General features: G+C 50.3%; 8 protein-coding genes and 1 tRNA gene. 7 read left to right on the top strand and 2 right to left on the bottom strand.

Annotated features, from left to right (window positions below; translation table 11 throughout):
- The 6 genes from C7Y66_RS05435 to C7Y66_RS05400 form a co-directional block, all read left to right on the top strand.
- The coding region (locus C7Y66_RS05435; protein WP_146149738.1) for a response regulator at nt 1–433 on the top strand (433 nt) is incomplete at its 5' end.
- A 35-nt stretch (nt 434–468) separates the two neighbouring features.
- Entirely contained in the window at nt 469–3,459 is a 2,991-nt protein-coding gene (locus C7Y66_RS05430) for an ATP-binding protein (protein ID WP_106544775.1), read from the top strand.
- A gap of 13 nt (nt 3,460–3,472) precedes the next feature.
- Complete coding sequence (locus C7Y66_RS05425) at nt 3,473–3,889, top strand: XisH family protein (RefSeq protein ID WP_106544774.1); 417 nt, start codon at nt 3,473–3,475, stop codon at nt 3,887–3,889.
- Complete coding sequence (locus C7Y66_RS05420) at nt 3,877–4,218, top strand: XisI protein (protein ID WP_106544773.1); 342 nt, start codon at nt 3,877–3,879, stop codon at nt 4,216–4,218. Before C7Y66_RS05425 ends, C7Y66_RS05420 begins: the two co-directional genes overlap by 13 nt.
- Nucleotides 4,219–4,510: 292 nt before the next feature.
- On the top strand, nt 4,511–11,152 hold the full coding sequence (locus tag C7Y66_RS05405) for an ATP-binding protein (RefSeq protein WP_199197257.1): 6,642 nt from the start codon (nt 4,511–4,513) through the stop codon (nt 11,150–11,152).
- A 50-nt stretch (nt 11,153–11,202) separates the two neighbouring features.
- Nucleotides 11,203–12,456: a protein-glutamate O-methyltransferase CheR gene (locus C7Y66_RS05400; protein ID WP_106544772.1), complete on the top strand. Its 1,254-nt coding sequence runs from the start codon at nt 11,203–11,205 to the stop codon at nt 12,454–12,456.
- A gap of 105 nt (nt 12,457–12,561) precedes the next feature.
- Here C7Y66_RS05400 and C7Y66_RS05395 read toward each other — a convergent pair whose 3' ends face one another.
- Together C7Y66_RS05395 and C7Y66_RS05390 are read right to left on the bottom strand one after the other, a co-directional pair.
- Nucleotides 12,562–12,909 carry an integrase core domain-containing protein gene (locus C7Y66_RS05395; RefSeq protein ID WP_146149737.1) on the bottom strand — a complete coding sequence of 116 codons (348 nt, stop codon included), beginning with the start codon at nt 12,907–12,909 and terminating at the stop codon, nt 12,562–12,564.
- 181 nt (nt 12,910–13,090) lie between these two features.
- Nucleotides 13,091–13,161: transfer RNA gene (locus C7Y66_RS05390), tRNA-Gly, on the bottom strand.
- A gap of 266 nt (nt 13,162–13,427) precedes the next feature.
- Here C7Y66_RS05390 and C7Y66_RS05385 point away from each other — a divergent pair.
- Nucleotides 13,428–14,060, top strand: coding sequence for a GNAT family N-acetyltransferase (locus C7Y66_RS05385; RefSeq protein WP_106166430.1), 633 nt, complete (start codon nt 13,428–13,430; stop codon nt 14,058–14,060).
- Nucleotides 14,061–14,240 lie beyond the last annotated feature (180 nt).

Below are 14,240 nucleotides of genomic sequence, written 5' to 3'. Positions count from 1 at the left end.
CCTCACCGTACTGCCACACACCCTTGACGACTTACAGGTTCTTGTGGTGGACGACGAAACCGATGCCCGCGAATTTGTTACCGCTGTTTTGGAGTCACATGGCATTCGCGTAACGGCAGTAGCAACCGCCGCAGCAGCGTTAGAGGCAATGGAGCAATTCCATCCCGATGTTTTAGTTAGCGACATTCGGATGCCTCATGAAGATGGGTATAGCTTGATTAGCAAAGTGCGGGCACTGGAAGCCAAGAAAGGATGGCATATTCCGGCGGCTGCGCTTACCGCCTATCTAGAAGAGGATCGCTCAAAAGCACTGGCAGCTGGATTTGAGTCGCATCTGCACAAGCTAGCTCAACCTACAGAGTTGATTGAAATGGTGACTCGATTGGCTGGACGCGCTTCTACAAGCACAAGTGCGATTCGTTCAACTGGCTGAAAAATCAACATTTTTATTCAGGAGAAGGGACGACAATGACTCCCCAAGCCCAATCCGGTTCCTTGTCCGAGACGATTCTGGCAGGGGGGGGCGAGATGGGTGCATTGATCCGATCGCACGATTGGTCAACCACCCCACTAGGTCCAGTCGAGAACTGGTCACAGAGCCTGCGTACCTCTGTTAGCACGATGCTCGCGTCTCGCTTTGCCCACACCATTCTCTGGGGAGAGGACGTCATCCAGCTTTACAACGATGCCATGATTGCTATTTATGGGGCATATCACCCCAAGGCGCTGGGGCAACCCATGCGCGAGACGTGGTCAGAAATTTGGGATGACCAGCTTAAACTCCTGTGTGAGGGTATCAGGAATACGGGTGTAGCCGTTTTTGTGGAAGATCAGCTCTATCCCATTTTGCGCTTTGGCTACCTGGAAGAAACCTATTTTACTTTCTGCTATAGCCCCATTTGGGATGAGGCGGGCAAGATCAGTGGAATCTTTGCGACCGCGATTGAGATGACCCAGCAGGTGATTGGTCAACGTCGCTTGACCATGCTGCGAGAGCTAGCCACGGCTGGAAACGGGACAAAAACGCGCACTTCCGCCTGTCTTGCTGCTGCCGATGCAATCAATCCCTACGATATTCCCTTTGCTTTGTTCTATCAGGTCAACGAGCAAGGCAACTTAGCAGAACGGGTAGCTTTAAGTGGGCTTAGCGTAGACAGTGTTGCTGCGCCAAGAGAGATCGATTTGACCGATCGCTCAAGTTGCTGGTCGCTGGGGGACGTTCTCCAGAGCCGTGAACCACTGCTGATTACTGATGTCGTCGATCGCTTCGGATCGCTCCCCGTCGAACCGTGGGGAGAAAGTCCCCATTCTGCCTTCATTCTCCCCATTCTGTCAAGCAACAAAGAACAGGTGGAATGTCTGCTGGTGGCAGGAATCAGCCCCCGCCTCCAGTTCAATGCCGAATACCGCTCATTCCTCGAACTGGTCGCCCAGCAGGTTGAAAGTTCCATTGCAACGGCTCGAAGCTATGAGCAGGAACGCCAGCGAGCAGAGGCGTTGGCAGAACTCGATCGCGCCAAAACTGAGTTCTTCAGCAATGTTAGCCATGAATTTCGCACACCCCTCACCTTGATGTTGGGTCCTGCCGAAGATGCGTTAACCGATCGAGATGATCCACTGTCGCCCAATCAACGGCAGCGCATTGAAGTGATGCAGCGCAATGGGTTGCGGTTGCTAAAGCTGGTGAATACGCTACTGGATTTCTCACGGATTGAAAGCGATCGCATCTCTGCCGTTTACGAACAGACCGATCTGGCAACCTTTACAGCAGAGCTAGCGTCGGTATTCCGCGCTTGCATCGAGAAGGCAAACCTGCGCTTGGTGGTGGATTGTCCACCGCTACCTGAGCCAGTGTATGTCGATCGCGAGATGTGGGAAAAGATTGTTCTCAATTTGATCTCAAACGCTTTCAAATTCACGTTTACAGGTGCGATTACCGTTCGCCTGCATCAAGTCGGCGATTCGGTTGAGCTAGCGGTACAAGACACGGGCATTGGTATTCCAGCCGCAGAAATTCCCCGTCTGTTTGAACGATTCCATCGGGTCAAAGGAGCGCAGGGACGGACATTTGAAGGATCGGGGATTGGTTTATCGCTCTGTGAGGAATTGGTAAAACTGCATGGTGGAACGCTTAAGGTTAGCAGTGTTAAGGGGGAAGGCAGTTGCTTTAGCGTATTGATTCCAACTGGGCGCGCTCATCTAAGCGCTGAGCGGATTGGGGCAAATCGCACGATTACCTCAACCCCAATAGGAGCGTTTCCCTACGTCGAGGAAGTATTGCAGTGGCTACCCCAAGAGGATTTGAGATTGCCGATTGCAGATTTTGGATTAGATCGCAACTCAAACGAGCAGACTGAGAATCTAAAATCCCAAATCCCAAATCCCAAATCCCAAATTCTCCTGGTAGATGACAACGCCGATATGCGTGACTATTTGAAGCGGTTGTTAAGTCAACGCGCTCAGGTGGAAACAGCAGCAAATGGTGCGATCGCCCTTAACTTAATCCAACAAAAACTCCCCGATCTGGTGCTGACCGATGTAATGATGCCAGAGGTAGACGGGTTTGCGTTGCTAAAAGCATTGCGTGCTAACCCTGCAACCAAAAGTCTTCCGATTATTCTACTATCGGCACGGGCGGGAGAAGAAGCAACGATCGAAGGACTGGAAGCAGGGGCAGATGATTACCTGATCAAACCCTTCTCTGCCCGCGAACTGGTGGCGCGAGTAGAGACGCAACTACAAATGTCACGCCTGCGCCAGGAGCAATCCGCCAACCGCCTTAAGAATGAGTTTCTCATGACCGTAACTCACGAACTGCAAGCCCCACTTGCCGCGATTCTCGGTTGGGCGCGCTTATTACAAACAAAACCTTTTGACCAAACCAAGATGGCTCGTGCATTGGCAACGATCGAGCGCAATGCCACAATTGAAGCAAAACTGGTGAAAGATTTGTTAGATATTTCTAGCATTCTCTCAGGAAAGTTTCAATTACAGCTTCAAAGAGTCAATCTCGTCACCCTGACTAAAGAAATTGTGACAACGCTACGTGAAACAACCCAAGCAAAGCAAATTCAACTGGTCGAGACGATACCTGACGGTGTAGAAATCTCTGTTTTGGGCAATCCCGATCGCCTGCGACAAATCATCATAAATTTGCTATCCAATGCGATCAAATTCACAGCTAAAGGAGGACAAGTAAACATCCGGCTGGAACGCCTTGGTTCTGTTGCTCAAATTACCGTTACCGATACTGGAATTGGCATTGCACAATCGTTTCTCCCCCAAGTTTTCGATCGCTTTAGTCAAGCTGAAGTACCCAGCTCTCATTCTCCTGGAGGTGTGGGAATTGGCTTGGCGATCGCCCGTCACTTGGTTGAATTGCACCACGGTACGATCGAAGCAGCAAGCGAGGGAGAAGGGCGCGGGGCAACCTTTACCGTCAAGCTGCCATTAGTTTGACAGTGTAGGTAATATGGCAAAAGACATTTTTCATGATACCGTCAAGCTCGCACTGCAAAAAGATGGCTGGATAATTACCCACGACCCCTATCGCCTGCGCTATGGCGTTGCCGATATTTACATCGACCTTGCGGCAGAGGAAGCGATCGCTGCCGAAAAAGCAGGGCGTAAAATCGCAGTTGAAGTGAAAAGCTTTGTGTCAGGTTCAACAATCTCCGAATTTCATACTGCCCTTGGACAATTCTTAAACTATCGCATTGCCTTAGAAGCTTCAGAAGAGCCAGACCGCATTCTTTATCTAGCGGTTCCCAGGGATGTATATCAAACTTTTTTGCGCTTCGAGCCAGCCAAAACAGCAATAAACCGCTACGACGTTCGGTTGATTATTTATAATTCAGATCGGGAGGCGATCGAGCAATGGATCGAGTAAACCAATATCGCCAAATTGTACGTGATTTCTTGCAAGATTTTGCCGCTGACGATCCGGAAGCTCAGTTGATTTTTGACGAGCAGCGCGATCGCTATCTGGTCATGCACAATGGTTGGCGCAACGACTACCGCATCTATGGTTGTGCCATGCAGCTAGACTTGATTGAGGGCAAAGTCTGGATTCAACACAATAGCACTGAAATTGTCATCGATCGAGAACTAGTTGGGCGTGGCATTGCACCCCAGGATATTGTTTTAGGATTTCGAGCGCCTAAAGTGAGAGAACGCCTTGCCGCTGCTTTACAAAAAAATATTGGCAGCAAGCCTTGAGATCGCGAGCGATGTTAAGTCAAGAGTACGTGAATTAACCGCATGAGTTAGCAATCTGGGAAATTGAGCAAGCAATCTGCCTTTTTACTAAATGCTATTACAGTTACATTAAAGGAAAGGATAGTATAAGTTCGGCTCGATCCCACTGATTCTCAAGCGTCCAACTGTACGGAGATATAATTGAAGTAGCAAGCGATGGAGAAGGGTGCGGCGCAACTTTTATTGTCAAGCTGCCGTTAGTAGCTTCTGCCGAATCGAACGATAACCCCCAAACACTGTAGCAGTAAGAAAAATGCAGCGACAGCGATCGGAGACAGTAACGCTAGATGATATTTTAATTACTAAGGAATTATCGCGGCGATCGCCCCGTCCCCCTAATTGGCAAGCAGAAGCTCAGGCAATGCAACCTCTGGCACGGCAGATGGCGCGCGATTCAGAAAGCCTGCTGCAAACTTTGGTAGAAATCGCCCTAGAGCTATGTCAGGCGGGGACAGCAGGCGTGAGCTTGCTAGAAACGAGCGACGGGGAAGAAGTCTTTCGCTGGAGTGAATTAGCTGGAAGATTCACACACGATGGCTTGATTCCCCGCGACTTTAGCCCTTGTGGGGTTTGTGTCGATCGCGGCACACCGCAGCTTTTTTCTCATCCTGAACGGTATTTCACGTATCTTCATGACGCGAACACCCCGATCGTTGAAGCCTTACTCTTGCCCTTGATTGCTGATGACCATGCGATCGGCGCGATTTGGATTATGTCGCACGACGAGCAACGGCATTTTGACGCAGAAGATGTGCGGGTGATGACAAGTTTGGCAGACTTTACCGCCGCAGCCCTACTCTTGAAACAGCAACAAACGAGGGAATTGCTGGCTGTCAACGCGGCTTTGGAGGCAAAAGTTGAGCAACACAGACAGGCAGAAGATCGCGCACGGGCTTTAATCTCGAATCTTCCTGGTGGGGCTGCGTTTGTCGTCGATCGCGATCTCCGCTACCTGCTTGCCGAAGGAGAAGCTTTATCCGCAGCCGGATTCAAACCCGAAGATTTCATCGGACGAACAATTTTCGAGGTGCTGCCGCCCGAATTAACGACGAATTATGAGATGTTGTACCGTAAAGCTCTTGCTGGCGAGTCGTTTGAGTACGAACACAACGCTCACGATCGCTATTATATCTCACGAGGAACACCGCTGCGTTCTCCAAATGGCGAAGTCTATGCAGTGCTTGCCGTTTCCTATGACATTAGCGATCGCAAAATTGCCGAAGCAGCGATCGCGGCAGACCTTAAAGATACACAATTGTTGCATGACCTGAGCGCACGACTCACCACTGAGGATGACATTCAGGCGATTTATCAAGAGATTGTGGCAACAGCGATCGCGCTCACACGGGCAGATGCGGGAACGGTACAAATTCTCGATGAAGCGACGCAAGACCTGCTACTGCTTGCCACTCAGGGCTTTGAGCGCGATATGACCGACCATTTCTACCACGTCAATGCCAGTTCTAATACTCCTTGCGGCATTGCATTAAGAAATGGCGATCGCACTTTTGTTGATTTTGATGTACCCCAGAGCGAAGACCCCGACGGTTCTTTGCAGATGCACGTTGACGCTGGCTATCTTTCCGCTCAGTCTACTCCGCTGATTGCCCGTTCGGGTAAAGCGATCGGCATGGTTTCCACCCATTGGCGCAAACACCATCGACCGAGCGATCGCGAACTGCGCTTTCTCGATTTACTCGCCCGTCAAGCGGCTGACCTGATTGAGCAGCGACAAGCCCAAGCTGCCCTGCGTGAGAGTGAAGCGCATTTCCGCGCCCTCGCCAAAGCCAGCTCGGACATTGTGTATCGAATGAGCGCAGATTGGAGCGTGATGCACAATCTCGATGGCAAGCAGTTTATCGCCAGCACCACCAATCCGAAGCGTACCTGGCTCAATCGATATATTCCTGAAGATGAACAGCCGCAGGTGTGGGCTGCCATTGAGTCAGCCATCCAAACCAAAAGCGATTTTGAACTAGAACACCGCGTTTTTCGAGAAGACGGCACGATCGGCTGGACGTTTTCGCGTGCCATTCCGTTGCTGAATCCGCAGGGTGAAATTATTGAATGGTTCGGAGCCGCGAGTGATATCACCGATCGCAAGCAAGCAGAAGCCGCATTGCGTGATTCAGAAGAAAAATACCGCACTTTGTTTAATTCGATTGATGAAGGCTTTTGCATTTTTGAATTAATCGAGGACGACGAGGGCAACGTGGTTGATTGGATTTATCTAGAAGCGAATCCGGCGTTCGAGCAGCAGACCGGCTACATCAATCCAATCGGTAACCGCATCAGCGAGTTTCAGCCCGACCTCGAACGCCTCTGGTTCGAGCGGTTCGCGTGCGTTGCCCGCACGGGTCAGTCGATGCGCTTCGTACAATACACCGAAGCGATGGGCATTTGGTATGACGTTTACGCGCTGCGCGTCGGCGTGGCGGGCGACAACCGCGTGTCGCTTCTGTTTACCGACATCACCGAACGCAAACACCGCGAAGCAAATCTCGCTTTCCTCGCCGATTTGATGAACGATTTTGCGCCGCTTGCCACTGCCGAGGAAATCATGGAAATGGCGGGCAAACGCATCGCCGAACATCTCAATCTGTCGCGCTCCTTGTTTGTTGAGATTTCCCCGGAGGCGGGCGAATGCACATATCTGCTCCCCAGCCGTCCCGTCGGTCAGCTTGAGATCGGCGGGAGCTACATACTCGCCGATTATCACACCGAAGAAGAAAACCGCCTGCTCTGTGCCGGGCATTCGATGGTCGTGAACGACGTGCGCGACGGAACGCGATCGCCCGAACAGATGGTAGCGTTTGAGGCATTCAACATCGCTTCGATCGTCAACACGCCCTACTTAAGCAATGGACGCTGGGTTTTCGATCTGGGTGTCACGCGCAACAAGCCTTCGGTTTGGCGCGAGGACGAAATCGAGCTTTTGCGGGAAATCTCCGCCCGCATTTGGCTCCGCATCGAACGCGCCCGCGCCGAAGCAGACTTGCGCCAGTCGGAAGCGAAATATCGATCGCTGTTCAACTCAATGGATGAGGCGTATGCCGTCGTCGAAGTTCTGGCAGATGACAACGGCGAATGGAATGACTTTCTCTTTTTAGAAGTCAACCCCGCATTTGTGGCACAGACGGGTATGGAGTATCCGGTTGGACGCAAAGCGACAGAACTGCTGGGAACCCCCAATCCACAGTGGGCAAAGGTTTATGGGCAGGTTGCTGCCACAGGTAAATCGATCCGGTTTGAAGAAGGCGAAGCCACTCTGGGTCGCGTTTTCGACCTGTATGTTTTTCGTCTGGGCGGAGAGGGTAGCCGCCGAGTGGCAGTCCTGTTTACCGACATCACCGAGCGCAAACGGGTCGAGGCGAACAGCGTCCTACTGGCAGGGATCGCCGACGATTTGACCCGTCTGGTGATGCCCGACGAGATCATCAACGCCGCTGGCGGGCGACTGGGGGAAGCGTTGAACCTGAACTTGTGCCTTTTCGTCGATGTGGATGAGGAACGCGACGAGGTGATGGTGCATCACGCCTGGCAACTCCAAGGACTGCCGAGCCTCAAGCAAAGGTTCCGTATCGCCGACTTCCTGACCGATGAGTTCGCGCGATCGCAGCGGAACCGCGAGACTTTTATCGTGCGCGACACGATCACCGACGAGCGAACCGATGCCGAAGCCTATGCTCGCCTGTCGGTCGGCTCAATTTTGGCGGTGCCGTTTCACCACAGGGAGCGGTGGGTGGCTTACCTCACCGTGACCGATTCCTCGCCGCGCGACTGGCGGGCGGATGAGATTGAGGTCGTGCGGGTGGTCGCCGAGCGGGTGTTCCCACGCATCGAACGCGCCCGCGCTGAAGTGGGGCTGCGCGAATCAGAAGCCAAATATCGATCGCTGTTTGAGTCGATGAACGAGGGGCTGGCGATCGGCGAGCTTGTCCGTGACGAGAGTGGCTGCGCTGTGGATGCCCGTTATCTTGAACTCAACCCAGCCTATGAAAGACAGACAGGATTTGACCGGAGCAGCGCCCTCGATCTGTTAGCGAGTGAAGTCTTTCCAACCTACTACCGCACCTGGTTGGAGATTGTTGAGCGCGTCCTTAAAAATGGACAGCCGGAACGCTTTGAACAGTTCGTTCCAGACAATCAGAAGTGGTTTGCGTTTCACGTCACTCCTTTTGGCGGAGCAGACGGTTTCACGGTGCTCTACGACGACATTACTGAGCGCAAACGCCAAGAACAAGAGCAGACGTTTCTGCTCAGGCTCAGCGATGCATTGCGCCCGATCGCCGATTCGGTTGAGGTGCTGCGAACCGCGATGGATTATGTGGCGGATCATTTCGAGGTTGATAGCGCGGTCTATCACGAGTTCGATGCAGACAGTGAACGCGTTGTGACGCGGGAGGGACGCACGAACTCACGCATCTCCATGCCATCCCTGTGGCGACTGCAAGACTTCGGATTTTATGATGATTTGATTGCCGGACGGACGATCTATTACGATGACACGGAAACCGATCCACGGTTGCAAGACAGCCGCGAGTCTTATCGCGCGGCGAGAATCCGCGCGGGCGTGGGTGTCGCCTCGATCAAACGCGGACGGCTGACCGCTATGCTCGGAATCACGCACAGCGAACCACGCCACTGGATCGATGCCGACTTGCGGCTGCTCGAAGAGGTTGCCGAGCGCACTTGGGCGGCGGTCGAACGCGCCCGCGCCGAAGAATCTTTGCGCGAATCAGAAATTCAGCGGGTGCGAGAACAATCTGCCCGCGAACAAGAACGGCAACGCGCCGAAAATCTAGCAGAACTCGATCGCGCCAAAACCCTCTTCTTCAGCAACGTCTCGCACGAATTCCGCACTCCTCTGACGCTCCTGCTGGCTCCCCTGCAAGATGCGTTGAGCGATTCGGTCAATCCCCTAGCTCCGTCTCAACGAGAACGACTGGAACTGGCGCATCGAAATGCGAATAGACTTCTAAAATTGGTCAATACCCTGCTCGACTTCTCGCGCATCGAAGTTGGACGCATGGAAGCAGTCTACGAACCGACCGATTTGGCAATGTTCACGACGGAGCTAGCCAGCGTATTCCGTTCTGCGATCGAGCGGGCAGGGCTGCGGCTTCGGGTCGATTGCCCACCGTTGCCAGAACCCGTGTATGTCGATCGCGAGATGTGGGAAAAAATTGTCCTTAACCTGCTCTCCAACGCCTTTAAGTTCACCCTAGAAGGCGAAATCGCTGTTAGGCTGCATCGAGCTGATGGCGAATGCGCGCAGCGCAACGGCAGAGCCGAACGCGTCCGGTTACAAATACAAGATACAGGTACAGGAATTGCGCCGGAAGAACTGCCCCATCTGTTCGAGCGATTTTACCAGGTACGAGGAGCGCAAGCACGGACACATGAAGGGTCTGGGATTGGTCTAGCCCTAGTGCATGAACTGATTCGACTGCATGGCGGAACTGTAGACGTAAGCAGTGTTGTGGGACAAGGAACCTGCTTCACCGTCACAATTCCTTTAGGCACAGCTCACCTACAGGGCGATCGCCTACGTCGAGTCGTAGGCGATTCTCCTTCGGAGACGCTTCGCGAACGTACCACAACAACACGCACTCTGGCATCAACAGCGATCGGTGCTGCCTCCTATGTTGAAGAGGCAGAGCGTTGGATACCAGCAGATTCAGCTCCCCCCCAGCTACCCGATCTTCGGGGAGAAAATATAGTAAAAGTCCCCCTTGTCAAGGGGAATTTAGGGGAATCTCTGGGGTTACAGACAGATGCTACATTCCCTTCTGCTCGCATTCTCCTGGTCGATGACAATGCCGATATGCGCGATTACCTGACAAGAATATTAAGCGAATACGTCCAAGTCGAAGCAGTTGCGGATGGAGCAACGGCGCTGGCGGCGGTTCAAGAACAAGCGCCAAATCTGGTGCTGAGCGATGTGATGATGCCAGGACTAGACGGCTTTGCATTGCTAAAAGCATTGCGTGCCGACCCACAAACCAGAGAGATTCCCATCATTCTGCTTTCTGCCCGTGCCGGAGAAGAATCGATCGTAGAAGGGCTAGAAGCGGGGGCGGATGACTACCTGATCAAACCCTTTTCCGCTCAGGAACTAGTGTCTCGCGTGAATGCCCATCTCCAGATGGCGCAACTACGGGGAGAAGCACTCCGCCAGGAAAGAACCACCAGCCGTAGAAAAGATGAGTTGTTGTCAACCGTTTCCCACGAACTAAATACTCCCTTGGTTGCCATTCTCGGTTGGACGCGGTTGTTGCGCGGCTCACCACCCAGTCAATCTATGTTAATGAAATCGCTAGAGACGATCGAGCGTAATGCCACGCTGCAAGCCAAACTGATTCAGGACTTGCTGGATATTTCCCGCATTACAGCAGGTAAAGTGCGTTTGAGTCTTCAGCCTGTCGAACTGCAATCGGTAATTGAAAACGCGATCGCAGCAGTCAAGACTGCTGCGATCGCCAAAGACATTCATTTACAGTGGCAACCAACCGACCGCAATCCGAGTGTTACTGTTTTGGGCGATCGCGATCGCCTGCAACAAATTATCTGTAATCTCCTGACTAATGCCATTAAATTCACTCCAGAATCAGGCAGCATCACTGTTCAATTGGTAGTGAAGGAGAGTTGGGAATCAAAAGTAGCCGAGATCGGGATTACAGACACGGGTATTGGCATTGCTACTGATTTTCTTCCCCATGTGTTCGATCGCTTCCGTCAAGCCGAAGGAGCAAATTCAGCTAAGGGATTGGGACTGGGATTGGCGATCGCTCGTCACCTAGTCGAACTCCACAATGGCACGATCCATGCCGAAAGTTCTGGAGCGGGGCTTGGCGCAACCTTTACCGTCAAGCTACCGATTTTACAAGAGTGATAAATTCTTTGTTATAAGCTGAAGTTGGAGGATAAATCTCAAACCTTTCGATGAATCTGCTCCCAGCCGAGCCAGAATTTGAAGCCTTATTAGACTACCTCAAGCACAATCGCGGCTGTGACTTGACGGGCTATAAACGCTCTAGTTTGGTGCGGCGATTTCGGCAGCGAATGCAGAGCATCAACATTGGTAGCTATCAAGATTACTTACAGTATTTGCAAAGCCACGACTCTGAGTGGAGGGCGCTGTTAGATACCGTTCTGATTAACGTCACTAGTTTCTTTCGCGATCGCGACGCTTGGGACTACTTAGCAAGCAACATCATCCCCAAAATCATCGCCAGCGTTCAGCCTGATGAACCAATTCGAGTTTGGAGTGCGGGTTGTGCTGCTGGACAGGAAGTGTATAGCCTACTGATGTTGTTTGCCGAAGCTTTAGGGATCGAAGCTTGTTTGCAGCGAGTTCAATTTTATGCCACAGACGTGGATGAAGCTGCGATTGGACAAGCGCGTCTTGCCACTTATGACTCCAAACAAGTTACATCAATTCCTCCCCAACTGCTGGAGAAATACTTTGAGCCAACTCCTGATAGTTATGTGTTTCACCGACAAATGCGCCGCCAGATCGTCTTCGGTCATCACAACCTGGCTAAAAATGCGCCGATGTCCAAAATCGATCTCTTATCGTGTCGTAATGTACTAATCTATTTCACCCCAGAGACACAAGCATCGATCTTTGTTCGCTTCCACTTTGCGCTGAAAAACACTGGTTTTCTCTTCCTGGGTAATTCAGAAACATTAGTCAACCACAGACAAATTTTTACGTCTATCAGTTTAAAGCATCACGTTTATGCAAAAGGGCTAAATCTGGAACTGAATGACCACCTATTAATTAACCCCAAATCTAGTAAAGAGCAAGTCATTGATACAACGACCAGCCAAATTCAATTTTGGCAAACTGCTTATGAAACAAGTCATGAGGCTCAACTAGCAGTAGACAATCGTGGTTGTCTAGTCGCTTCCAACAACCAGGCAAATATCCTATTCGGATTAACCTTAAACGATTGGCATCGTCCCTTTGAAGAACTCAAACCTGGAAAGTTGCTGGGTTCTCAGACTTCGCTTCAAACATTTTATCGGAATCGTCGTCGAGTCACTTTGAAAAACATCGAGTGGAACACTTCAAAAGGTACAAGTTACTTTGATATTTACATCGTTCCCGTTTTCAGTCAAAAACAGCATTTGCTCGGAGTCAATTTGACATTTATCGATACTGGCTCGTCAACAACTAGCCCAAGAGGTTGAAAAATAAAAAAAGGAAATACCCCATCAAATAGTGAAGTGGCTCCCAATGGTTAGACAATTTGAGGGGATAGTTAAGCTCTAACCCAATGGTAAGCACTCGCTCCATCAAACAAGTTCAAGAGATTTCAAACTTTTCCAATAAACAGTATTAGGAGTTTGATAATCTAATGCTTGATAAAATCTTTGTTCATTATACAAATTAAACCATTTTTTGACCTCAAATTTTAAATGTTTTCCATCACGAAAATCCAACAAGTAAATTAATTCATACTTGAGCGAGCGCCATAAACGTTCAATAAATATATGCTCAATCGGAAATGTTTTGAGCGCATAATCTCTAATCTCACTAGCTTTGCTGAGATCGCGAGTAGGTAGTTTGTATAGATACGTTGTAAATTGTCCGTAAGCAAAGAGCATTGTATTTTCCGAGCATTGTGGGCTTTTATACTCCACGAACGATTTGATTTGCTCTCATCTGCACTAGCAAGCGTGTTGCTGGCGTATCAACGCCAATAATTTACCCCAACTTTACCCCAATTTTTAACACGAATTTAGAACTTTTGTACTATTTTCTCGAATAGCATGAAACTGCAAAACCCCTGAAGCTCAACGATTTCAGGGGTTTTAATCAAAAAGCGGGCAGCGAGAATCGAACTCGCATCAATAGCTTGGAAGGCTATGGTTTTACCACTAAACTATGCCCGCACGCCGTTGACGATACAAGATGTCGCTACTGGACAACTCAATTAGAATAACATAGATTTTATTGAGTTTGCACGCAGTTACTCAGCAATCGGGAAGTAGGGAGTGGTGAAGTGGCTAGCGCTCGTGACTTTTTGTGCTGACCTCTGATTTCCGAGCGGTCTTCCATAAGCTATTCTGGTCTTAGCTGTAGCGATCGTTTAGGATATTTGGCAGTGGGCAGCTTATATGTTTCAAAATCTTCCTCTTTGACTCCATCTAATTTTCAAGTGCCGACATCGCAACCAGGCGATCGCAACTTCCACTGGCAAGTTCGTCCTGCCAGACTGGAAGATGTGTCAAGTGTGGCAGAAGTTCTAGCAGACAGTTTTCACTCTCGCGAAGGATTTTTTGGTTGGACTTACCCGTTGTTGAGAGTGGGTATTTATGAAGACATTCGCCATCGCATTCATGCTACTGCCCCGCATCACGTCTGTCTAGTCGCAGTGGAAAAAACTGCACAAAACGAAAATACAGGTATGTATTCCCATGACAGTACGTTGGGTATAGCTGGAACAGTAGAACTGGCATTACGTACAATCCCGCTTGGAACCACTTGCAGCTTTACTTCCTATCGCCAAGGCTATCAATATCCCTATCTTTCAAATCTAGCGGTTCATACAACTCGTCGCCGCCAAGGAATAGCCGGGAAATTACTGCTTAGCTGCGAACAAGTTGCTAAATCTTGGGGTTTTGACGATCTATTTCTCCATGTCTTAGAAAATAATCATCAAGCACGACAACTCTATCTAAAATTGGGATATCAGTTAGAACAAATTGATACAAGTTGGAGTCATTGGCTATTTAAACAACCTCGGCAGATGCTATTACACAAGCACCTCAAATCCAGCAATAGTAATTGAATGCGATTTTGGTACTGACAGCTAGATCGAAAACTTGACACTGGAATGACGATCTCTGACCTTGAGCGGTGCAAAGCTGTCTATCCCTTTCAGGTCGCTCTATCGATCCCACCGCTAGCAAAAAGGATACAAATTGTAACTGCTGCCAAATAATTAAGTAAACGTTAAAATATTCAAGCA

Origin of the sequence: Chroococcidiopsis sp. CCALA 051, assembly GCF_003015105.1 — a bacterium.
Taxonomy (GTDB): domain Bacteria; phylum Cyanobacteriota; class Cyanobacteriia; order Cyanobacteriales; family Chroococcidiopsidaceae; genus Chroococcidiopsis; species Chroococcidiopsis thermalis.
Note: the sequence above shows the minus strand (reverse complement) of the source record. Positions and strands in the feature narration are given on the sequence as shown.